Here is a 23,547-nt window from a genome sequence, read left to right as displayed (position 1 = left end):
GCGAGCCCTTTAGTATCGGAAAGAGGCGAAGTAGTAAGACAGGTTTTTGATCTCATCGTCGGTTAACTTGCCCGCGATATTACCCATCATGTTCAAATCATCACCCTTACGAGTGCCATTTTTCCAAGCGTTGAGCTGAGTTTGAATGTAGTCGGCATGCTGGCTTGCTAGGCGCGGGAATTTGTCCACGCCCATACCGCTTGGCCCATGACAGGTTGCACAGGCTGGAATGTTTCTATCCCAATCGCCTTGGAATACAAGTTTACGATAGGGGTTATCGATATCAGCCTGTGAGCCGCGCTGCTCTAAATCGGTAAATTCGTATGAAGGTAGTGATGCAAAGTATTCTGCGACCTCACGACGAACAGCGGGATCAGATACACCGTCAGCCATTCCCTTCATGATCGCGCTTTGACGCTCACCACTTGAGAACAGAACCAGTTGATGTTCTAGATAGTCAGCATTGAGCCCTGCAAGCATAGGGGCAATGTTGGGCATGCCTTTACCGTCGGCTTGATGGCAGCCGCTACAAGTTTCTGCGGCTTCTGGCATTGGATTGGGTGCTGCTTGTGCAAAAGCGGATAAAGAAAGGCTTCCTAGAGCAGCGATGCAAAGCGTTAGAGTTTGAGTTTTAATTGTCAGCTTAGTCATGAGGCGTCGCTATTGGTTGTAATGCACGCATTTTCGACATAATTGGTTGTTCGCGCTATTGTGGATTTCCACATTAATTCACTTGGAACTTGAGGTGAGTCTCACATTAATAACCTCAATCACCATAATGGTATTGATGTGAACTTCTATAGGTTGATCCAACTGCCGTTTATGAAATGCAAGGGAACTGCCATGTTCGCCTCGGTATAACTGCTTGTTAAGGCTCTTTTATGGCACCGATTGTATAAGCATAGCTGCTTTATGGATGCGGGCTAAAAAAGTTGTGGTGAAATGAAGATTACCTAATGGCTTTGGGTTGATTACTCTATCTAGAGCGGATGCTTTATCTAGATTGGGTACTTTATGTAGATTGGACGTTTATCCAAATAGCCTGCTTTTCTAGATCAAGGGGACGAAAAAGCAGAGCAACCTCGAATGACGAAGTTGCCCTGTTGTGTTCTCATCTGCAAATCAGATAAGGAAGTGTTTTGAATGAGTGATTAAGTTATAGCTTGCTGAGTTTAAGCTAGACCTTGTAGATCTTAGCCGGAAGCGCTTGTCTGGCTGCTGCGCCCACAACCCAATCTAACATGACACCTTTGCCTTCTCTCGTCGGATCAATCAAGCCAATATCATTGATGTTAACGCCATCGTTTGACTTCATTTTCACCGGTTGTTGTGCGTCACCAATCCAGTGTGCACGCTCACCGAGTTCTTTGTGTCCAAAGCCGTGTTCAAAGCCTAATGTGCCTTGTTTGATGCCATCAATCACCATCGCCAACGCGTGTGTGGTTGAACTCGGTGTTTCAATGGCAAATACGTCGCCTGTTTTGATACCAGCAGAAGAGGCGTCTTGCGGGTGAATGTAAACTGGGTTCACTCCTTTGATCGACTCTAAGCGTGGTGATAAGTTAGACACCGCACTGTGAATGTTGGATTTAAAGTTGGTCAGAGTAAATGGCCAATCTTTGGTCGGGAACTGCTCTGCTAAAGGTGTGCCGTCTGCCAGCTTCTGTGGATACCATGTCGGGCAACCCATGTACTGTTCGCCACTGATGGTGTTGCGAGAGGTCCCCAGCTTCTCATTCCAGATAGCCAAAGGTTTGGTCCATTTGTACTTCATGGTTTCATTGGTATAGGCATTGGTTGCGTCTTCAAAACGACCGCCACGCGCAAAAATGTACGCTACTTTGAGCATCTCTTCAGGCTTGAGCGTTTTGTTCATCACAGGCACTAGGCGCTCAAGACCAGACCAAACAATATCTTCCGCATCCACATTCGGCACGCCACCTTTTACGAACGCTAAGTTAGCAGCCGAGCGCAGGTAGAAGTCATCAGCGCTATGAATACCGTGCCAGTTACCTTGATTGTCTTTGATTACGTTGTCGCCGAAGCCACCTAGGCCAAGCGTTTTCGCTAGATCAATAAAGAAGTTCTCTAGGTTGATGGCACGTCCGTCTTGAGTGCGGGAAGTTTTAGGCTCAACAATCGGCCAACGAGCGGTGATCGCTTTGGTCGCGACACCATGCCAAGGTGTTGCCATGCCCCAGCTCTCGTAGGTCACTGTGTCTGGCACTAGGTAATCCGATAAGGCAGTCGTTTCATTGATAAAGGCATCGATAGACACGATCAAGCCAAGCTGTTTGGGATCTTTAAGCTTCTCGCCTAGCAGGTTGTCTAAGCCTGGGACACCATATAGTGGGTTCGCCATGTGGTTGATCCACGCTTTTGCACGGTAAGGGTAACCGTCAATCGCAGCTGATAAGTGCTCAGTTAAAAGTGGAGCTGATATTGGGTACCACGGCGCGCGGGTCGGGTAAGGTGACTCGCCTGCGGCAACGCGACGTTTGTATTCGCTAGTTTTTTGATACGGGAACTTGCTGCGGGACAAGAATACACCTTGAGGCTTAGTCTTACCTTTAAACTTGGTAAAGTCGTAACGTGGACCAGCAACCGAAGTCGGGTAGCCGCCCGCTTTCGCCATCGCACCGCCTTTCGCGTTGATGTTACCGATCAGCGCGTTCAGCATCAGAATAGAGAACGAGTTGTAGAAGCCGTTGGTGTGCATGTTTCCACCGTGAGTATCCACGACTGCTTTTGTACCGTAACTGGTGAAGCGTTTTGCCAGTGCAATAATCTGGTCTTGTGGGATCTCACACTGCTCACTGTAGTAAGCAAGGTCGTATTTGAAGGCTTCTTCTTTCAATCTTTGCAGAGAAGATTTAACGCGAACAGTCTGACCATCGATTTCTACATCTTGATCGACGAACAGAGTCGCTTCATTCACCTGAATATGCGATGATAATAGTGACGTTGTCACATTGAGTGCGATGAATCCGTCATCGTCAGACATCGGTTCGCCTGTTTCTAGCAACCCTATATCCGATGCACGAAGCATACGCCCATTTTGTGGGTGCGACTCGTCACTGATCACAAGGTGAGATGCATTACACCAGTGTGTGGTGCCTGCTTTTTGCATCGCTTGTGCGCTTGGGCGAGACAAGAAGTCGTGATTGTATCGTTGGTTTTCGATGATCCATTGGATCATGCCAAGAACTAATGCTGAATCGGTGCCCGGTTTGATCGGTAGCCAGTTATTGCGATCGCCCGCCGCAAGGCTTGACGATCCTGCCGGAAGGCTTGGTGTCACTATGGTGTAGCTGAGTTTTCCGTTGGTACGAGCCTCAGCCAATTGTCTTGCTTGACGCTTGAACGGGTTACCCGCTTGAGCCGGAGACATACCGATGAAAAGAATGAACTCTGCGTTGTTGAAATCTGGTTTTAAGTGCGAGAACTTGTCTAGATCGTTCATGATCGCACCTGAACCCGCACGGAACGCGTAACCACAGTAAGAGCCGTGGTGACCAAAGTTGCGTGTGCCGTAGCTGTTAAATGCAAAGCGCTTCAAGATGTCGTCACGGCCTTCATTACCGGCATTGGTCACAAGCAGTTGGTTGGCTTTTGGTCCGTATTCAGGGTTGTTTGGATCGAGTGGTGTTTCGATGTCACGAATCGATCGTAAGCCCTCAACTTTACCTTCACCGAATAAGTCACCACCCTCGGTGATCTCAGAGATAAGTTGTTCGTAGCTGATCGGCTCCCACTTGCCTTCACCTCGTTTACCAACACGTTTTAACGGTTGAGTGATTCGGTATGGGCTGTTTTGAATCTCTAACATGCCGTTGCCACGGGCGCAGGCTGTCGAACGGTTATTGATGCCTGATTCACCAGACAAGCCAATGTAGGCGTCTTTTACCGGTGTTTTGAATGGGATCTGTTGGTCACTTGATAGCGGGTGATACGGGTTGCCCGAGATACGCAAGATCTCATCATTGCGATTATCGATACGTACACGCAATCCACACAGTGTCCAGCAACCAAAACACATTGATGGTGCAACGCGTTGGTTTGGATTCGGCGAGATCTTACCTTGCTCATCGACACTGTATTCCGTCTCTAACGAATTACCGTGATGAATGTGATTGGTTTTCTTACCTGCGGTGCCATCGATAGCACCGTGAACCATGTGCTTTGTGGTTGTCGCATAACCTGCAGCAAAAGCTCCAACACCACCGGCAGCAAGGCCTGTTTTCAAAAATTGACGACGTTTGTTATCCATGATGATTCCTCAGACTACAAGCTATGTGAGCGGTTAAGTGGTGACGATGTATTTTGGTTTGTATTCGATGTTGTCTTTGGTGCAGAGCCAGTTGCTCTTGTCGATCCAGCAGACACGATTTCAGAAGCAAACAACGCAAGCGCAAGCCACAGGCCACACATGCCAACGATGCCGAGTAATCCTGCACTACCCATCGGCAGTTCATAAGGGAATGGACCCACATCAAAACGAGGAATGGTTTGAACTTCCATCATGGTGACCCAACGTACCGCCCATGCTGAAATAATGGTCGCAAGCGCAACACAGATAATTCCTAGCTTACTTTGCGATAGGCGTTGCAGCGGAAGAACCAAGATCATGCACAGCAAAATGCTGGTGGTCATGATGCCTAAATTGATGCCCCAAGCGTCGTTCTCATACAGGCTGAAGTGACCATGGTTAGATGCCCAAATCGACGTAAGAATGATGGTAAGGCCACCCGTTAAGGTAATGGTTCTTTGTACTAGAGCGAGGTCTGTTGGTTTTAAGCTTGGCTTGCTTGAAGGCAGTAGAGCCCAAATCAACAGCGTTAAACCTGTAGCAGCAAAGAATGCGGTCGTGAACCAAAGTAGTGGAGAAGCCGGTTGATGCCAAAGCGGTCGGCTCGCCAAAATCGCAATCTCTGCGCCTGTATAAAGCGCGATGCTTAGGCCCGAAATAGCCGTCACAGCAGCGAGTGCAATCATCAGCTTTGATGATATTTGCCATTTACCTAGCGTCAGCCAAGACAAACGTTTTAGAAATGGGTTTTCACTTTGTTTAAGCTGTGCGATGTCGTCACGCAGGTAAACCCAAGCCGTCGTGACAGCCAGACCAGAAAATAAAGGTAGAAACAGAGAGCCCAATGACATCCATGACCAAGGTGTGATGTGAGCATAGAAGTGCCACGCACGTCCGGGTTGATGCAAGTCACCAGTAAGTGCTAATGGCCCAACAATCGCGCCGATGGCCATCACAAGCACAAGGGCAGAACGAAATTGGTGGCTGGTTGAGTTCTTGAATATCAGTGCAATCAAAAACAGAATAGCGGCCGCGTAAGCCGAACCAATGTAGAAGAAATATTGAACCGCCCACGGTAGCCAAGCGATCTCTTGAGCGGGAACTAACACCTCAGTGATATTCATGCTGTCTCTCCTTGTTTGCCTTGTGTCGCGATTGCCAATTCTTGTTTGCTAGAGGATGAGTTATCGATGGCGGCTGGATCATAAATCGCAGGTTGGCCTTCAATGTGGCTAACGAATCGCTCATTCATGCCGATATAGAAAACATGTGGGTTGGTATTCTGCTCTGGTTTAAGCACTTTTATGTCGTCTTGGTTTTCATTGAGCAGGCGGTTAATTTCGCTGTTTGGGTCTTTGAGGTCACCAATCACACGAGCACCACCAACACAGGTTTCGACACAAGCAGGCAGTAAGCCGTCTTCAAGGCGGTGTGCACAGAAGGTGCATTTGTCTGCGGTAAGGGTGTCGTTGTTGATGAATCGAGCGTCGTAAGGGCAAGCTTGAACACAGTAAGCACAGGCTACGCAGCGTTCGTTGTCGACCATTACAATGCCGTCTTCACGTTGGAAGGTCGCTTGAACAGGACAAACCTTAATGCACGGAGCATCGTCGCAGTGGTTACACAGACGAGGCAACATGAATGACTTCACCTCTTGTTGAGTAGTCGAACCATCATCAAGGGAGACTTCATACTGTTTTACGGTGGTTCTGAACTGGCCAATTGGCGCTTGGTTTTCAACGCTACAGCCAACGGTGCACGCCTGACAGCCAACGCATTTACGTAAATCAACCGCCATGGCGTAGCGTTTACCTACTTCGCCTTTGCGGTCAGGTTGGTTGTTATTGCGAATGGCTGTGCTTGCGACTACGGTGTTGATTCCGGTGATGGGAATGAGCGCAGCACCAGCGGAAACCTTGCCGAATTGGCTGAGAAACCGTCTTTTCAATGAGTCCATGTTGGTACCTATAAATGGGTATTCTATCTGTTGGGCTCATTGTCAGATTTTGGGCGTACGCGGGGTATTGTGGATTTCCACATACCCAGATCAAAGTTGATCTAGAACAAATGTGGTTTTACCAATCTAGCTGTTATGCTTTGTTTAAAGGCTCTATTTAACGTGTCGTCAATGCGTTATTCGAGTGTGAACATGCCATCAGTGTGGAGAAAGAGATTCTAGTGACAGTCCGAAACCTAATATCAATCGTTAGCCTTTGTTGGTTGAGTCTAACTGCAGGAATCTGTTTAGCCGCTCAAGCGGAGCAAGAGATTACAACATCAAACACTGTTGAGTCGGAACAGGTGATTGAGGTCGGTGTGCTGGCTATTCGAGGCAAGCTTTCCGCGCAGCAGCGTTGGCAGCCGACGATGGATTGGTTGTCGGAGCGCATTCCCGGCAAACACTTTGTTCTCAAGCCTTTCAACTTAGAAGAGATGGCGGAAGCGGTGAAAGATGTCACGGTCGATTTTGTTGTCACCAATCCCGGCCAAGCAGTGCGTTTAGGACGTCAATACGCGCTCTCTTGGATGGCGACCATGACCAGTCACAATTACGACGATCAAGGTGTGAGCAGCACGCGCAGTATCGGTTCTGCATTAGTGGTCAGAAGAATGTCACCGTATATCTCGTTTGAGCAACTTAGTGGAAAGCCGATTGCTGCTGTCTCTGAAAATGCGTTTGGCGGTTACTTGACTATGCGTTACCAAGTAATGCAACAAGGGCTGAACCCTAATCACTTTTTCTCTAATACTCAGTTCTTGGGTTTCCCTATTGATGCCAGTTTGTACCAACTGCGAGAAGGACACATTGAGGCGGCAGTCGTCCCTGCTTGTTTGGTTGAAAACATGATCAGCGAAGGTTTGCTGGTGGCTGGGCAATATCGAATCATCGGTAATCAAGCGCCTGAAGGCTTCCGATGCCAAGTGTCTACACCTCTGTATTCTAATTGGTCGTTTGCCAAAACAGAACGAGCCTCTTCGGCACTGGCTAAACAAATGAGTCAGGTGCTGTTTTCGATGCCAAAGAGCAGTGCACCGGCCATTGCAGCGAATGCATCGGGCTGGACTTCACCGACAAGCTTGCTGTCGATCGACAAGCTATATCAACAACTCGACATGCATCCACTGCAACAACCTTGGTGGAAAGAAGCGTTAATCTGGCTCAAGTACAATCAACAGTGGGCATGGGCGTTCTTTATTCTTGTCGTGTCTCTAAATGCTTACCACTTCTGGCTAGAATACAAATTCAGTCGCAGCAAAAAGCAACTAGAAGCGACGCTGTATAAGCTGAAAAGTAAGAGTGAACAACTAGAGCACTCACAACGTATCGCGGTAGTTGGTGAACTGGGAAGTAGCTTGGCACACGAGATTAATCAGCCTTTGGCAGCTATTCGGAATTATAGCGAAGGTGGTTTACTGCGGATTTCGAAGAACAAACCGCTGACTGACATAGAGCCTGTATTTGAGAAGATCCAGTCGCAAGTGGACCGTGCTGATGCGATCATCCAGCGCTTAAGAAACATGATCAAAAAACGCTCATCAGATAAATCTCAAACTGATATAGAAGCTCTTCTTACAGATACCATCGAGCTACTGCAATTTCGATTACAGAAACACAAGATAACCATTGAACGTTATGTCGTGGGTAAACCTATCACGCTACATGTTGACCCCGTCGGATTGCAGCAGGTGGTTGTAAATTTGATCAACAATGCGACTGATGCGTGTAATGCTCAGATGCATCGCGAACAAAGCGCTACGTCTGATATTGGTAACAAAAACAACGAACCATCGACAATTAAAGTGATTACCGAGTATCAACCGGATAAAATAATGTTGTCGATTATCGATAACGGAACGGGCTTAGATTTCACTGAACAAGAAGTGACTCAAGCCTTTGTGAGCAGCAAAGAAAATGGCTTGGGGCTTGGGCTCGCGATTTGCCAAGATGTTATTGAAGATCACAGTGGTCAAATGACCATTAAGTCACTGATTCCTCATGGCTGTCACGTTGCAGTGACGTTACCTTTTTCTCTTTCAAATGATTCATAAGGAATCTTGTTATGCCTGAACTTCATCAAACGTTGCCGGTTTATGTGGTTGATGACGATGAGTCGATGCGTGATTCGCTGGTGTTCTTATTGGAAGAGCATGATTTCACGGTGTCAGCTTATGAAGATGGTCCAAGCTTTTTAGACTCTGTGGATCTCACAAAGTCGGGCTGTGTAGTGCTAGACAGCAGAATGCCAGAGATGAGAGGGCAACAAGTTCATGAGTTAATGGTGAAAGCGCAGAGTCCGCTGTCGGTTATCTATCTCACAGGGCATGGCGATGTGCCAATGGCGGTGGAAGCTTTGCAAGCAGGTGCGATGAACTTCTTCCAAAAGCCGGTTAAAGGAGGGGAATTGGCCGAGGCAATCAAGCAAGGATTAAAGGCTTCTGAAAAGCATCTTCACATGAATGTGTATCGCCAAGCTTATGCGTCGCTGACCGAACGAGAAATCGACATCCTTAAGCAGATCATTGATGGTAAGCGTAACCAGAAAATCGCTGATGAATTGTGCATCGCGATGAGAACAGTAGAAGTACACCGAGCAAGCTTGATGAAGAAATTCTCAGCGAAGACGGTTGCCGAGTTGGCTTACATATACGGGCAATTGACTTAACTATCACTGTGCGAAATTCCTGATGGAAACCCATCAATTTCGTCACCAAGCTTTAGGACTTTCCTGATGAAAGGCAGCCTTCATAATTTATCTATATTGAAGCAAGATCACATCGTCTATGGACTGCATACGGATTGAACCTCCTAGGCTTCTTATCGCAATGTAATCCTGAGATACTGAACTAAGTTCATTTTAAGGCGGAACGTGCCAGTAACTGCACTTTTCCCTGTAATTCGAAACATAACATTCACTATGGGTAGAACACACTCTCAACGTCGAGTCTTGTATCTGCCGAGTTAGGTTAAATATTTTATGAGTACAATGGGAATCGCAATTGGTGCGACCGCTCTTTCGTTAATACTTGTTGCTGTGTGGCTGATTTCTTTATCACTAAGAAAGCAGCGCTTGGAACAAGAACGTAAAGCGCGAGCTGTCGCTTACCGAAAGGCGATTGAAAAAGCACGTATCCAAGAGCAAAAAGAGCGCCACTTTAAAGCAGAAACAGGGCATGTCCCGTCGATTCTATATTTAGCGAAAGAGGCTGAACGTAACAATATCAAGGAAGCGTTATATTGGTACGATAAAGCGGCGCATTTGGATAACGTCAACGGCATGTATGGCATTGTTCGCTTAAGTATGAAGCGCAAAGAAGATCTGATCTTGAGAGAACAAGCCAACTTTTGGCAGCTTGCGATCTCTGCCTTAGATAACGATATGTCGGCGAAATTTGAGATGGGTAAAGCCCTGGTTCATGGACGTGGGACCGTGAAGAACATCCCCAAAGGCTACACCTATATTGAAGAGTCTGCCGCTGGTGGTAATACCGAAGCGATGCTATTCATGGGTGACTGGTGCCTAGACAAAGAGAATCCAGATTACTCGGCTGAAAGCTCTGTCGAGTGGTACCAAAAGGCCGCTGAAAAAAACAACCTAGACGGCAAGATCAAACTGGGTATGAGCTATTTGAACGGTGTTGGTGTTGAACCGAATCACGGCGAAGCGGTGTACTGGTTTGAAACTGCCGCAGAAAAGAACAGTGCAGAAGCCATGTTTAGAGCTGGCGAAGCTTGGATTGACCATGGTGAACACGGCAACGCGATTGCTTATATCTGGCTATTTTTGTCTGCTCATTTTGGCTACTCAGAAGCGAAGCATTTGCGGGATAAAGTTGGTGGTGAACTGGGTGTCGATGCCGTCGTGGGCTTACAAGCTCTGACTAAGCCGATCATGACTAAGTTGACTCAAGAAGCGATCACTAAGCATTCAATCATTAAAGCGCTCAATAAGCTCTACAAGCGCAATATACCGATCCCTAAGAAAGTGAAAGAAGCGTCTGATGAAGAAGGTGAGGCATTAAAAGTAGATGCGAGCCATCTAGATACTCAAACGGCGAGTGCTCAAGATACGAATGTTGATTACAGCCAACAACCTAATTCCGAGCAAGCATCAACAGAGAGACAAGCGACCCCAAATAGTGACCCTCTAGACTTCAGTCAGGCAGCCGTGGATCCAAGCTGGAAAAGCAACCACTAAAACGTGTTGGTTAGCTTTGATGAGTTAGACAAAAATGACTGAAGCTATAAATCTATAAATCTATATAGCTTCTAACCGTAATCTAGAAAACCAAGACAACAAAAAAGGGAAGCGAATGCTTCCCTTTTTATTTGTGTGCTATTTGCTTTTAGAGCTTAGAGCTTAGAGCTAAAGCCTAATACCCAAGAGCTGTTAAGCTTTGTTTTGCTCAGCTTTACATACAGCCGCAGTGAACACTACGTCAGTTGAGCTGTTAAGTGCTGTTTCAGCCGAATCTTGAATCACACCAATGATGAAACCAACCGCTACAACCTGCATCGCTACATCGTTTGATATACCGAATAGGCCACAAGCTAGAGGAATCAGTAGCAGTGAACCACCGGCAACGCCTGATGCGCCACATGCTGAAATTGCAGCAACAAGGCTTAGTAGAATCGCAGTGAAGATATCAATCTCAATACCCATTGTGTGTACAGCTGCAAGCGTTAACACAGTGATGGTGATTGCAGCACCCGCCATGTTGATGGTTGCGCCTAGAGGGATTGATACAGAGTAAGTATCTTCATCTAGCTCTAGCTTCTTACAAAGGTTCATGTTCACTGGGATGTTTGCAGCGCTTGAACGAGTGAAGAATGCCGTTACACCAGACTCACGAATACATTGCAGTACAAGTGGGTATGGGTTCTGTTTTGTCTTTACAAAGACAAGCAGTGGGTTAACGACAAGAGCAATGATCAGCATTGAGCTTAGTAGAACCGCTAGCAGTTGACCGTAGCTTGCTAGTGCATCGAAGCCCGTTGTTGCGAATGTAGTCGAAACAAGGCCGAAGATACCGAATGGCGCAAGACGAATAATGAAGCGAACAATGTGTGAAACACTGTGGCTAAGGTCTTCGAAAACCGCTTTGGTTGTTGCAGATGCGTGGTGCAGTGCAAGACCAAGACCGATAGCCCAAGCAAGAATACCGATGTAGTTAGCGTTCATTAGTGCGCTAACTGGGTTATCTACAAGCTTGAATAGAAGCGTATGAAGAACTTCTGCAATACCTTGAGGAGGGTTAGCACCTTCAGCGCCAGCAACCAGTGTCAAAGTGGTTGGGAACATGAAGCTCAGTACTACAGCAGTCAGTGCTGCAGAGAACGTACCAATCAGGTAAAGCACAATGATTGGACGCATATGAGTATGCTGACCTTTCTTTTGGTTTGCGATAGAAGCTGCAACAAGAATGAATACTAAAATTGGGGCAACAGCTTTCAGAGCACCAACAAACAGACTACCTAATAGGCCTGCATCTTGAGCTGCTGAAGGAGAAACCATGGCGAGAACGACACCGAAAACAATACCAGCAAGGATCTGTAGAACGAGATTTCCACGAGCGATGCGGGCGAGCATGTTGTGATTTTGCATAAAATACCTGCAATTGTTAATTTATTATAGTGATGTATTTTTTTATAAAGTTGTACCAAATCCAACTATACACTAGTGGAATGGGCGGTCATATTAGCGGGATCTAAGAGGGTGTCTAGGAATAGTTTACTTTTAGGGTGATTGTTTGCGCTGCGTGGTGTTTTTAGAGCTAAATGTTAAATTTTTGTGCTTTTGTTGAGGTATAAGTCTGCTGAATAATGTTCCATTGGCTTAATGTTCTAGTATTTATGGTGTGTAAACCATTACTGATAAAAACATTGTGTTCGGAAATAGCTGCCTAAACTTGTATAGGTAAAAAAGCCACTTCAACAGACATCATAGACATCACCTACTTTGCTTAATCTACGTTGGTGCATGACTTGCCATGTTTTGTCGTTATCTAATCTTTCTATCGGCATTCCCACCTACTTAAGCAGCGTTAGCTTTGAATCTCATCAGCTCTCCTTAATAGCGTCAGGCTACTGAACTTAATACCTTGCTACTTTGATATATCGCACACCTTATCTGGTGATCTATATCATCATGTTATTTTATATGACGTAATTTATCTAAAATTGCCGTTGTAAGTGGGTGGCATATATCCTGTGTTGGTCTTAATTTACAAGAGTATGAGCAATGAGTTTAATCAGTATCCCTTATGTAGAGACCTCTGCAGATACCGTTTTACATATAGCAGCCGCTATCGTGCTGATCAGCACCATAGCGGCTGGCCTGTTCGGTTTTTGGAAGCTTCACGAGATCCCTATTCAAAAGGCTCATAAGACTGACCACCATCAGATAGGGTTGATTACCGCGCTCACTTGGATTGGCTTCATTTGGCACTGGGTGTGGGTGCTCGCCATTATCATTGCTTTTGTAGATTTTGAAAAAGCCATTATCCGACTGCGTGATTTATGGAATTCTCCGGCTCAAGTTAATCAATCAGAGGATGTCTAAATGTTAGAAGGTTTAGCGGTTTGGTGTTTGTTCATCTATTTATTAAGACTTGTTGGCATGCCTTGGAACACAGGGACGAAAGCATTCGCTTATCTAGGAGGCAGTGGTTGGTTGTTATTTGTGTGGGTAGGATTAATTAACTATACACCAATGGATTTGTCGGGAGGCTCTGTGGTGCAGTCTCCTCACATTCAGCTTCGCCCAACCTCAACCAATGTCTCGGGTAAGGTCGACCAGATTTATATCACCCCTAACCAACGCATTGAGAAAGGGCAGTTAATCTATGAGATTGAAAACGAGCCTTATCAAATTGCTTATGAACAAGCGAAGATTTCGCGCGACTCGGCAAACGTAGCGGTTAGCACTGCGGCTGAAGAAGTAAAAATCGCTGAATCCAGCTATCAGGCAGCGTTACATGATTTTGAAATGACACAAAGTGAGCTTTCAGCTGCTCAGTCAAATAGAGACTTACAGAAAAGAACGTTGAAGCGTTATCTTGAACAAAACCGAGTCGTGCGTAATACGATCACTGAAAGCATGATTGATAACCAGCAAACGGTCGCCGATTCTGCTGTGTACACTGTGGCCAAGCATGAGTCACAGCTGAGCAAAAAGAAATCTGATGTAGAGAAAGCCAAGCTACAAATAACCAAAGCGGAACTCTCGGTTGAATCCCGTCAGTCAGACTTTAACGAAACAATTCAGAAGGTGAATAAAGCGAAATGGGATCTTGATAGCACCAAGATTTATGCACCCGCTGATGGCTTTGTGACTAACTTTATTCTTCGTGAAGGTCAGCTTGTTTCTAGAGTTCCACGATTGCAGATGTACACCAACGAGAAATACGTATTGATGAGAGTGAATCATCAAGCGATTAGAAATGTTAAACCGGGTCAATTGGCTGAATTTACAACGCCAGTTTATCCAGGGAAAGTATTCACGGCAGAGGTTGAAGGTATTATTGAAGCAACCGGCGAAGCGCAAAGTAACTTGCTTGGCTTTGACCAGAATGTTCGCTCTACGACAGGCAAGAACCTACAAAACAAACATCACTTTGTTAGGTTGAAAGTCTTTGAACCTGAAGGCTACAGCGTACCAGTCGGCTCGGTTGGTTTAGCTTGGATTAGCGGAGAAAAGCCAACAGAGCTTATGGCGTTTCTTGATGTAATACGTGGAATCATTTTACGTATGAAGTCGCAGCTCTACTACTTCTACTCTTTCTAGAGCTAGAGCTAGAGCTAGAGCTAGAGCTAGAGCTAGAGCTAGAGCTAGAGTTAATTCGGTTATTTAATTCCGAATTATTCAAAATAAGATTATTAATGAAATTACGGGCCACAGTCGTGGTCTGTAATTTTAATATGTTTGCTATTCAGTGAATATTTAATCGAAAGTCTAAATTTAACTGGAATATATTTATGCTATTCATATCTTCTGAAATAAAAAGATGCATTAAACCTATTATCTCTCTGTTGCTATTAACGAGCTTGGTGGGCTGTCAGGCGACTCAACGTCAGGACGCAACGACTGGTGAGATGGAAACGAATTCCACAACAAAAGGGACTGCGATTGGTTCTTTGTCTGGTGCTGCGATTGGTCTCCTGTCTGGAGATAATTCAAAAGAACGGAAAAAGAGAGCGTTAATTGGGGCAACGGCTGGCGGTCTCATCGGTGGAGGAGTCGGCTACTCACTGGATAAACAAGAGGAAGCTTTGCGTCAGGAGTTGCTAGATTCAGGCGTTCAAGTAAAGCGTGTTGGTGAAAATGAGTTAGTGTTGGTGATGGAAAACGGCATCGGTTTTCGCTCTGGTGAATACCTACTTGAAGCGACGGTATACAATTCATTGAATGGTGTTGCGAGAATATTGGTCGAGTACCCAGATTCGTATTTGCAGATCAAAGGCTATACCGACAGTACTGGCAATGATGCTTCTAATCAGCAGTTGTCTGAGAAACGTGCTGATTCAGTAAAAGCTTACTTAGTGAATCAAAAAGTGAAAGGTGGACGCATCAGTACCAGCGGCCTTGGTGAACGTTACCCTATTTGTGACAATGCAACCGAAGACGGAAGAGCCTGCAATCGCCGTGTCGAGATCAGTATCCAAGCCATCTAGCGAGGTGATGCAACCTTTCTCATCCGCAAGTAGAGACACTCTGCGGATGTTTTATTTTATTCCAATGATTTGAGATATTGCTTGGGTGTCATGCCTCGATGCTTCTTAAACATATGCGTAAAGCTATCGAGATGGTTATACCCTAAACTGCTTGCAACTTCTTCGACTGGTATTGATTGGCTTAGCATTTTGACCGCTTTGTTGCTTAAGACAAAACCACACATTTCGGTAAAGTTGTGGCCATATTTATGGAATCTACGTTGAAACTGCTGAATTGATAGGCCCAACAGGTTCGATACTCTTTCGAGTGTCGGTAAACCAAAATGACATGAGTAGTTGATGGCTTCATAAACTAACTTAGTGTCATCGCTAGGATCGGGCATGTCTAAACATCGGTCCAAATCCTCAAAATTCAGCGAAAAGGTTTGCTTGGTATCTTGATTATCAGCCAGGTTTGCCAAGCGTAAGCTGGAATGAAACCAGATCTCTGTTTGATGATGATTCCACGCGACATCACAGCCAAAATAATCTTGATATAGTTTCTCATCCGCACGCTCTCCTGAAAGTAGTACGCGCATCGGAGCAAAGTCTGCCCCAAGGTATTTTTTCAATATTTTTGACATCAAAACAGCGACTCTAATACTGTCATGAACGTCTAAGTGTTCTGCATCATACTGATTGTTGTAAGTCCACTTGATGATAGACCCCGCAGGTGCAGCAACCCAAAAAGCACCGGATTGAATACACCCCATGCCGTAATTTACCTTTCTTATCGTCGACATTAAGTCATGACCAGAGAACATCCATTGGCCTAATCCGCCCAAGTCTTCGACCCGGAAATGGCGCACAGCCTCGAGCATAAAGTTTGGATTTTTTGTATAGCATTCGAGTTCTTCATAAAGCTGAAATACCTCAGAAATGGGCAACAGGTTCATTGTGTGATTAAACGCGGATTGGGGAATTGTCTGTGGGGAGATTGGATCTGAATAATATTGATTACATACGTTGTAATACAAATTCATCAGGCTATTTACCCTTATAAAGTAAGTTGTGTTGATAGTCATTGATCCATCCAAACCTCTGTGAATTAGGTCATAAACATAGCATAAATGACGTAATTTAACGAGTTTTAACAGACCCCAACGATGTTAGTTAACATCAAATATATCGGTAAAGTAGTGGCGATAATATTAGTAATAATGGTGTTAACTACAATTATTGATAGCTGTAAATACTGAGTTGAGTAAACCCCAATACTATTTTTGAGAACCAGAAATAAATTGGATGGAAATTTTTAATCATGGTTTCAGCGTCTTTTAACTTCAGAGAATTAAATAGAGATTAATTAATGACACATACTCCTAAGATAGAAAAAATTAGCGTGTTTGATCGTATTAACGCATCGGCACTGATGTTATTGACTTCTGAATATAAAAGCTTGGAGCAGTTGCGAAGAAAAAACGACTATCCAATGTTCCCAACATTTGAAACGACACCATCCATGCCAATAAAGCGAACCAAGATAAATGGTGTCGATATTCGATACGCACATTCTGAAGCGATTGGTAAACCGACTCTTGTGATGCTTTCCCCTTTTCCTCAAAGCATTCTTGCGTATGCCCCTATCTGGAGTGGGTTGGCTGAACACTACAACCTATATGCTTACGATATGCCTGGGTTCGGCGGCAGTGCGGGCGGGATTGAATACATGTCTTTCAAGGCTCAAGGCGACTTTTTAAAAGAATTCTTAAATCATTTGGATATTCAAGAACCACATTTATTGGGGCCTGACGTTGGTATGCCCGCGATCGTTTACTACGTGGGCACATATGACAATGATGTCAAAAGTTTATTGATAGGCGATGGTCCAGCAATTAATCCTTCGTCAAATGCAAGCGCCATCCGAAAAATGGTCGACTCATCGTTTTGGCGCACTGTTTTTAAAGTGACAGGGGCTGGCTCTTTAGTTCAAGGCTGTATCAAGGTTTGCTATACGAACTATCGCCCCAATCAAGAAGAGATTTCCGACTATATTGCTTCTTATCGCAATCGAATTCCTGCCGTCATGCAATGGTTTAAAGACTACCCAAAAAGTCTAGCAACGGTTGATCCATTGCTCGATAAAATAGAGTTACCCACTCAGATATTTTGGGGAGAAAACGATGCAATTCTTTACGTCGATAATGGAGAACGTTTAGCTAAACGTATGTCGAATGCTGAGTTAACAGTATTCAAAGGCAGTGGTCATTTTTGTTATCAAGATAGGTATCAAGAGTTTTCGGTAATGGTGAAATATTGGATTGATAAGACGCAATAACAGTTAAATGACTGAGTAAATATGATTGAAATGGAACTACGAGAAGGTTCATGCTCAATAAAAGTGAATGTCGATTTATTGAGCGCCTTTCGAGCTTTTTACCACTTCTATCCTCATCCCTTATCTAAAACTAATCAAGGCATGGTAAATGCAGAAGCTAACCCTTTTAGCGCTAAGTTGTATTCTATTATTAGGTTGTTCTATCAATAAGGTAGCCGAAGAAAAAGACCACTTCGTTGATGATTATATCGAAATTAATAAACACAATATTAAAGACTTACCTCAGTTGTTAAATGCTATCGCGTTTGAATATTCTAGGTTTGCCAATCAAGCTGAATAGCCGCTTTTTGCCCTCGCTAACAATTATGTTTCACGATCCTGTTTTAGAGTCGAGCCTGGTACATAAAGAGCATTTGAGTACGTTAGGCATGCCCTTAAACGTCTCGCTATATATAGACGAAAATGGAGATCCTAACGTGATTGGAGTGAAACTCGTCACTCGGACGTGAGTTACAGCGTTAGCTTTAAGGTTGAGGGTATATAACAATATGATGCAGCTTTGATCTATTGCATTAGTGGCTTTGGTGCCTTCTTCCTCTAATGCCTAGGCTTCCTCTATCTGCACATTCAATGGCCGATATTTGAAGAAGTTATCACCTAGAAGTTTTCAATCATTTGTACGAAGGGTACTGTTGAAACATTTCAGCGATCTCCTCGTAAATCAGCTCTTCACGTTCCTTAGAACTCATTGAGCGAGTCAATTTTCGGCTTGAATTCGCTGTCCATACAACGATGTTGGTTCTATCATCGATCAGTTCTACAACCAATTGTCCGTACGTCTGTCGGTGATAATTTTGTGGAGTGGACATTCCCCCACGGAAATTGTTCCAACCATAGCCAATACCAACTGACGAGCCGGAAGACACAAGTTCAGATGCTTGCTGAAGTTGGTAGCGGACGTATAGGTCGCCTCCGTCCTCTACAAATGAAACCCCTGTGCGGCTCATTTCTTTAATGATCGCACTTTCAATCCTGATTGAGTCGATACTAATCGGTATTTTGTTCTTCTCTTCTTTCGCAGTCCCGGGCGAGCTGAAATCATAGGTTTTATACATTGAGAAATCGGTTTGCTTTTCGAAGTCAGTATTTATTGTAGAGCAGGCAGCTAGAGGAAGCGTTAATAATATGGTGGTTAGACGAAGCATTTTCTATCTCCTTGGAAGGTGGTTTGAAATGAAATTTTCTTCTGAAGGTGATTATACTTGTCCGGTAATCGATACTTTATGTTCGTTATATTCAGTCAATCTGGTAGTAAAAGTGACGCGATTAATCGTATTTTAACTTTATTGTTCAAGGGGGAATTATATTGAACTGGATAAAGAGAAACATTAACGTGATGATTAACTCGCTAAGAAAAATTCCAACTATTATAAATGGTGAATTTTTACTTTCGGAAGCAGACGATATCTTAATATCCCTTGTTGATGAGGAAGGGAATTTGTAGATAAAGCCCCACGCGATTGACACGTGGGGCTCGGTGTTTCAGCTCAGCGTTGAGCGATTAACTCAGATTACCGTCAATATCCAACTGCTTAAGCTGAGCCTTTCTTAATATTGCGGCTTTCTGACTGTACGTTTCGGTACATTTTGGAAAGCTGCTTATTGTTAGCGCGTTGCTCTGCAAGAGAAGCGCCGTTTCTTGCTTGCTCTCTCAGTAGCTTTTGATAGTTAGTAAATCGTCTTTCAGACAGTTCACCACTCTCAATGGCAGCCCTTATCTTGCATCCCGGCTCTGATTCATGATGACAATCAGAGAAGCGGCAGTGCATTGCTAACTCTTCGACGTCTGAAAAAGTTTCACTCACGCCTTCAGCGCAGTCTGCAAGTTGTAGCTCTCGCATTCCTGGAGTGTCGAGAAGCAAGCCACCTGATGCGAGCAAGTGGAGTGATCGTGATGTGGTTGTATGACGACCTTTACTGTCGTCTTCACGAATACCACCAGTTGCCTGCGATGCTTCACCTAGCAATGAGTTAACCAAAGTCGACTTACCCACACCAGAAGAGCCCATTAGCGCGACGGTCTTGCCGATTTTACACCAAGGTGAAAGTACTTGGGTTGAGTCTTGATCTAGGCTGTTGACCGCTTCGATCATCAGCATCGGGTCTAAGCTTTGTACCTGTTGTACTTTGTCTTCGTAGTCGTCACACAAGTCTTTCTTCGTCAGGACGATAACCGCTTCAACTTGTGCTTCATTTGCGAGTGCCAGGTAGCGTTCAATGCGACTCAGATTAAAGTCGTTGTTCAATGAAACCACGATAAACACTGTGTCGATATTGGCTGAAATATATTGTTCAGCCACACGACTGCCCGCAGCTTTTCGGCTAAAGAGCGATTGGCGTTCTAGTAAGCGATCGAATTGCAGTTCAGAGTTCAATATTACCCAGTCGCCAACGGTCATTGCCGGTTGGTTTTGGTGGATGGGTAGAACAATTTCACCTTGCTCTGACGCTAATGTATAGCCATTGCGATGATGTGCGACGATACGAGCAATGACGGAGTGATCATAGTCTTCGAGTGTCAGTTGTTGTTGGAATACAGGTTGCCATCCAAGTTGTTGAAGTGACATTGGATGAGAAAATGCGTTTTGTGAATTCATGTCTATTTACCCAGACGTGCGAGCTTTCTTTTCTTGTGAGAGCATTAACGTCTTGTAAGATCTCAGGTTGTCGATGAGATCGAAAAGCGTTGGTCAGTTCAAAAAGCGTCGAGACGTCAAAAATGTTTGAGCTTGGGTCGAATTCAAAATCGATAGGACCCCGGATTTGAGTCATGCTTTACAGGCATGCAGATATTGATCACTTACGATCAACAGTAAACCGGGTAAAAGTGTGCGGTAGCCAGCTGATGGCTTAATGTTGGTAGTTCGAGATTAAAGTTTGATTAACCAAACAAATTAACGCGTTACTTTTACTGCCAGTTTTAGTGTTTTCATTACAATCATCTTCTATTCTCCTTGGTTTATTAATGTGTTCAGGCTTTGAATAAAAAGCGCGCTCAGTTTAACAAAAAGCCACGATGGCGAGAAGTCATCGTGGCTTAAATTATTTTATCAATTGTGAATACGATTAATGATGGTCGTGGTTCATCTTCTTCATGCCGCTCATCACTTTCTTAACCGGGGCATCGAAGGTCTGCGTTTCACCATTGGCGAAAGTCAGAGTCATCTCGATTTGCTCACCTTCTTTTAGGCTACTTTTTAGGTCGAACAACATGATGTGTAGGCTACCAGGTTTAAGTACCGCTTCACCGTTTGCAGGGATGGTGATCTCTTGAACTTGGCGCATTTTCATAACATCGCCATCCATGATTACATCATGAAGTTCTACTTTACCTGCTGCAGGTGTTGTTGCAGAAACAATAGCGCGATCTTTATCGCTGTGGTTCATCAGAGTCGTGAACACCGCGCTGTTCACTGCTGAAGGCGGGGTTGCACGAGCGTACGCGTCATGAACCATAATATCGCTACTAGCCTGAGCAAAAGGGGTGAGCAATAAGCCTGCTAGAGCAAGTGCTTTTAACTTCATGTTGTTGTCCTTAATTTTTATGTTTTTGGTCTGGGACCTGACTTTTTTTGAACTTTATTGAGTAAGTTCTTTGTTTTTACGTTTTACTGCGTCAGCTTGTTGATAGCCTCAACAATTGGCGCTGGCGTCAACGTGTGCGGTACTTTGGTAATCAAGGTACCGTCGGGCTTTAAAAAATAAAAATATGAGCTGTGGTCTAGGGTGTATTCCAACTCTGAACCTTCCAGCTTGGTCTTTCTGAAAATAACACCGTAGTTGTGTGCAAGCGTGGTTGTCACATCCAAAGGACCACTTAATCCTTCCATCATTAGGTGGAAGTATTGTGCGTATTCGTATGAGGCTTCTGCTGCATCACGCTCAGGGTCGAGAGAGACAAACATCGGGCGAATCTTGGCTTTTGCTTCATCAGAGACTTGGTTAAGTGCTCCGGCCAACATAGCCAAAGAAGTGGGGCACACATCTGGGCAGCGTGTGAAACCGAAGTAAACGATACGAATTCTGTCATCGGTTTGGTCAAAGATTTCCGTTGGTTGGTTGTCTTTGCCGAAAAGAGTCGTTGCGGAGAACTCTTGTTTTGCAGCGTGTTGTTCTTGAACTTCGTTTTGCCCATCAAGATAGCTTTTGACACCAAAGCCAAGTACAAAAGCGACAACCAATGCTAACGACCAATTTCTACTCATCTTGCCATCCTTATTGCAGGGTTTACAGTATCGACACCATCAGTGAGTTCACCGATCCATGTCATTTTATCTAAAGTACATACAGGTAAAATCACATCACCTTCATAGGTATTGTTGCCAATGCTCTTTAATTGAAAACGCGCTGATCCCATTTCCATTTCTAAACCTGTGAGCGATAACACCAGTGTCTCAGATGCAGCACCTTCCCAAACGACCTTTATCTTTGTGGGTAGAAGAGGTTGCGCGGTTTCTCGGTCAAGCGACATTGAAATGGATTCCTGCTCACACGATGTGGTTGAAAGCATGCAGTAATCATCCAAGCTGACGTCGGCAGTTGAGTGCTCCATCGCTGATTTAAACTGCTGAATTGCTTGCGGCCCATAAAAGCCTGCCACGAGAGCGATCCCAACAGCAGCAACCTTTAATGCAGAGTGCATGTCGTGTTCTCATTTAATTTTATAAGAGCGGCGATGTTATCACACCCCTCAATACGTGCTTGTATCAAAAAGCAATTTTGTGCGTATGGTAGAACTAAAAAAGCGAAGCCATTGGCTTCGCTTTTGTCTGTTTAATAGATATGTGAGCTTAGTATTTCTAAGCATTATCCGTTCTAAACGCTTTCCAGAAGCTGGCTGAATGATTAGTCAGCATTACGCTCTGCAAACTTCTCTAGTCCTAGAACCAATGCAATCGCAACAAACATCATCACAATAGCCATTACCAGCTGAGAAGGCTGAGAAGTTACGGCTTCAAAATCAAACGGTGATAGGTTTTCTTGAATCAGAGGAACTTGTTCACCTTTTGAGTTTGTGCGCCAGCTGATGGTCTCTTTCCAAGGCCAGATCTTAGGCAGCGTACCGATCATCAAACCGGTTAAGAATACCAATGTGAAGTCGCGGAATGAACGCAATAGCCAAGACAGTACATGTGAGAAAGTCAGCAGTCCGATCACACAGCCCGCAAGGAATAGCGCAAGTACATCGACTTGAAATGATTTAACGGCGCCAAGCACGGGGCCATACATGCCAATCAGGAGCAGAATAAAGCTGCCTGAAATACCGGGTAAAATCATCGCGCAGATAGCAATCGCACCCGCAATCAATACGTTGATGCTGGTTGGTTCCATTTGCAGCGGTTTAAGCACGGTAATGCTATAAGCGAAAGCAACGCCAAGCAGCAAAAACACGAAGCGAATCATATCGCGTTTCTCTACTTGCTTAAGAATATGGAAAACCGAGACCAAGATCAGGCCGAAGAAGAAAGACCACAGTGGAACAGGGTGGGTGACTAATAACCAAGAAATCAATTTTGCGAATGTCGCAATGCTCGTGAATACGCCCGCGAACAGTGAAATTAGGAAGAAACCATTGATGTGATTAAACGCGGCTTTGAAGCCTTCGCGTTTCCATAAGCCAAGTACGCTAGGGTTAATTCTTCGAATGCTTTCTAGCAGCGTATCGTAGATACCAGTGATGAATGCGATGGTTCCGCCCGACACGCCAGGAACAACGTCTGCTGCGCCCATAGCCATGCCTTTGAAAAAAGTACTTAAGTAGTTCATTGCTTCATAGAGTTGAGGATGATTTTGTGCAGTATACAAACTTTAGTGTAAAAAAAGTATGAATATGCTTTTGGGGAAGGGCTTTTATTACTCTATTAATTGTAAGGCAATAAGTTGAAGTGAATATTTGCCTAACATTTAGATAACAACCACTTAGTGATTTGTCATTAAGAGCAGCGATGAAACTGATCTCTTATCGATATTGCATCTTGGTTGCATTATGCAAATGCACTTTGCAATTCGCATGACAAATTCATGGTTTTTAAGCGATGCAGGGCTTATAAAACGTCGAATAAAAGTTGGCACGCTAACTGCATTATATACATTGACCCTTCTTAAGCCGAGGGTCACCTAGCCAACTGACGTTGTTAGTGAACTTATGATTTGTTCACAAATATATAGAGCCAATCGCGATTATTGCGG

20 protein-coding genes are annotated in these 23,547 nt (G+C 44.6%); 8 read left to right on the top strand and 12 right to left on the bottom strand.

Annotated features, from left to right (window positions below; all coding sequences use genetic code 11):
* Nucleotides 1–9: 9 nt before the first annotated feature.
* The 4 genes from AB4558_RS14610 to dsrO form a co-directional block, all read right to left on the bottom strand.
* Nucleotides 10–651, bottom strand: a complete 642-nt coding sequence (locus tag AB4558_RS14610; protein ID WP_017064226.1) for a c-type cytochrome — start codon at nt 649–651, stop codon at nt 10–12.
* 526 nt (nt 652–1,177) lie between these two features.
* Nucleotides 1,178–4,270 (bottom strand): tetrathionate reductase subunit A, encoded by a 3,093-nt coding sequence (locus AB4558_RS14605; RefSeq protein ID WP_372158885.1) that lies wholly within the window; start codon nt 4,268–4,270, stop codon nt 1,178–1,180.
* Between the two features lie 14 nt (nt 4,271–4,284).
* Entirely contained in the window at nt 4,285–5,433 is a 1,149-nt protein-coding gene (gene nrfD / locus AB4558_RS14600; RefSeq protein ID WP_372158884.1) for an NrfD/PsrC family molybdoenzyme membrane anchor subunit, read from the bottom strand.
* Nucleotides 5,430–6,266 carry a sulfate reduction electron transfer complex DsrMKJOP subunit DsrO gene (dsrO, locus tag AB4558_RS14595; RefSeq protein WP_372158883.1) on the bottom strand — a complete coding sequence of 279 codons (837 nt, stop codon included), beginning with the start codon at nt 6,264–6,266 and terminating at the stop codon, nt 5,430–5,432. Before dsrO ends, nrfD begins: the two co-directional genes overlap by 4 nt.
* Nucleotides 6,267–6,487: 221 nt before the next feature.
* Here dsrO and AB4558_RS14590 point away from each other — a divergent pair, with 221 nt between their 5' ends.
* The 3 genes from AB4558_RS14590 (at nt 6,488) to AB4558_RS14580 (ending at nt 10,506) form a co-directional block, all read left to right on the top strand.
* A complete protein-coding gene (locus AB4558_RS14590; RefSeq protein WP_372158882.1) occupies nt 6,488–8,359 on the top strand; it encodes a PhnD/SsuA/transferrin family substrate-binding protein in 1,872 nt (623 codons plus the stop codon).
* 11 nt (nt 8,360–8,370) lie between these two features.
* Nucleotides 8,371–8,973: a response regulator transcription factor gene (locus tag AB4558_RS14585; RefSeq protein ID WP_017064231.1), complete on the top strand. Its 603-nt coding sequence runs from the start codon at nt 8,371–8,373 to the stop codon at nt 8,971–8,973.
* A 312-nt stretch (nt 8,974–9,285) separates the two neighbouring features.
* A complete protein-coding gene (locus tag AB4558_RS14580; protein WP_372057082.1) occupies nt 9,286–10,506 on the top strand; it encodes a tetratricopeptide repeat protein in 1,221 nt (406 codons plus the stop codon).
* Between the two features lie 192 nt (nt 10,507–10,698).
* Here AB4558_RS14580 and sstT read toward each other — a convergent pair whose 3' ends face one another.
* Nucleotides 10,699–11,913, bottom strand: coding sequence for a serine/threonine transporter SstT (sstT, locus tag AB4558_RS14575; protein WP_004732110.1), 1,215 nt, complete (start codon nt 11,911–11,913; stop codon nt 10,699–10,701).
* A gap of 636 nt (nt 11,914–12,549) precedes the next feature.
* Between sstT and AB4558_RS14570 the strand changes: the two genes are divergently transcribed.
* From AB4558_RS14570 to AB4558_RS14560, 3 genes are all read left to right on the top strand, one after another.
* Entirely contained in the window at nt 12,550–12,870 is a 321-nt protein-coding gene (locus AB4558_RS14570) for a hypothetical protein (RefSeq protein WP_017072398.1), read from the top strand.
* A complete protein-coding gene (locus AB4558_RS14565) occupies nt 12,871–14,094 on the top strand; it encodes an HlyD family secretion protein (RefSeq protein WP_372131746.1) in 1,224 nt (407 codons plus the stop codon).
* A 224-nt stretch (nt 14,095–14,318) separates the two neighbouring features.
* The gene (locus tag AB4558_RS14560) at nt 14,319–14,981 is read left to right on the top strand and encodes an OmpA family protein (RefSeq protein ID WP_029235518.1); all 663 of its coding nucleotides are present in this window, start codon (nt 14,319–14,321) and stop codon (nt 14,979–14,981) included.
* Between the two features lie 56 nt (nt 14,982–15,037).
* On the opposite strand, the gene AB4558_RS14555 is transcribed toward AB4558_RS14560, so the two are convergent.
* Nucleotides 15,038–16,045: an AraC family transcriptional regulator gene (locus AB4558_RS14555; RefSeq protein WP_017072401.1), complete on the bottom strand. Its 1,008-nt coding sequence runs from the start codon at nt 16,043–16,045 to the stop codon at nt 15,038–15,040.
* Nucleotides 16,046–16,329: 284 nt separating this feature from the next.
* Here AB4558_RS14555 and AB4558_RS14550 point away from each other — a divergent pair, with 284 nt between their 5' ends.
* Nucleotides 16,330–17,298: an alpha/beta fold hydrolase gene (locus tag AB4558_RS14550; protein ID WP_102394267.1), complete on the top strand. Its 969-nt coding sequence runs from the start codon at nt 16,330–16,332 to the stop codon at nt 17,296–17,298.
* A gap of 148 nt (nt 17,299–17,446) precedes the next feature.
* On the top strand, nt 17,447–17,638 hold the full coding sequence (locus tag AB4558_RS14545) for a hypothetical protein (protein ID WP_102394268.1): 192 nt from the start codon (nt 17,447–17,449) through the stop codon (nt 17,636–17,638).
* A 331-nt stretch (nt 17,639–17,969) separates the two neighbouring features.
* Here AB4558_RS14545 and AB4558_RS14540 read toward each other — a convergent pair whose 3' ends face one another.
* The 6 genes from AB4558_RS14540 to AB4558_RS14515 all read right to left on the bottom strand — a co-directional run bounded on the left by AB4558_RS14540 (nt 17,970) and on the right by AB4558_RS14515 (nt 23,124).
* Complete coding sequence (locus AB4558_RS14540; protein WP_372133773.1) at nt 17,970–18,503, bottom strand: DUF4136 domain-containing protein; 534 nt, start codon at nt 18,501–18,503, stop codon at nt 17,970–17,972.
* A gap of 387 nt (nt 18,504–18,890) precedes the next feature.
* The gene (rsgA, locus tag AB4558_RS14535) at nt 18,891–19,955 is read right to left on the bottom strand and encodes a ribosome small subunit-dependent GTPase A (protein WP_017072405.1); all 1,065 of its coding nucleotides are present in this window, start codon (nt 19,953–19,955) and stop codon (nt 18,891–18,893) included.
* 469 nt (nt 19,956–20,424) lie between these two features.
* Entirely contained in the window at nt 20,425–20,883 is a 459-nt protein-coding gene (locus AB4558_RS14530; protein WP_017068936.1) for a copper chaperone PCu(A)C, read from the bottom strand.
* An 83-nt stretch (nt 20,884–20,966) separates the two neighbouring features.
* Nucleotides 20,967–21,563: an SCO family protein gene (locus AB4558_RS14525; protein ID WP_372158881.1), complete on the bottom strand. Its 597-nt coding sequence runs from the start codon at nt 21,561–21,563 to the stop codon at nt 20,967–20,969.
* Nucleotides 21,560–22,000, bottom strand: coding sequence for a hypothetical protein (locus AB4558_RS14520; protein ID WP_017061864.1), 441 nt, complete (start codon nt 21,998–22,000; stop codon nt 21,560–21,562). Before AB4558_RS14520 ends, AB4558_RS14525 begins: the two co-directional genes overlap by 4 nt.
* Before the next feature lie 203 nt (nt 22,001–22,203).
* The gene (locus AB4558_RS14515; protein ID WP_017066617.1) at nt 22,204–23,124 is read right to left on the bottom strand and encodes a DUF368 domain-containing protein; all 921 of its coding nucleotides are present in this window, start codon (nt 23,122–23,124) and stop codon (nt 22,204–22,206) included.
* Between the last annotated feature and the right edge of the window lie 423 nt (nt 23,125–23,547).

It is taken from the genome of Vibrio sp. 10N.222.51.C5 (assembly GCF_041474575.1).
Classification (GTDB): Bacteria; Pseudomonadota; Gammaproteobacteria; order Enterobacterales; family Vibrionaceae; genus Vibrio; species Vibrio crassostreae_C.
Note: the sequence above shows the minus strand (reverse complement) of the source record. Positions and strands in the feature narration are given on the sequence as shown.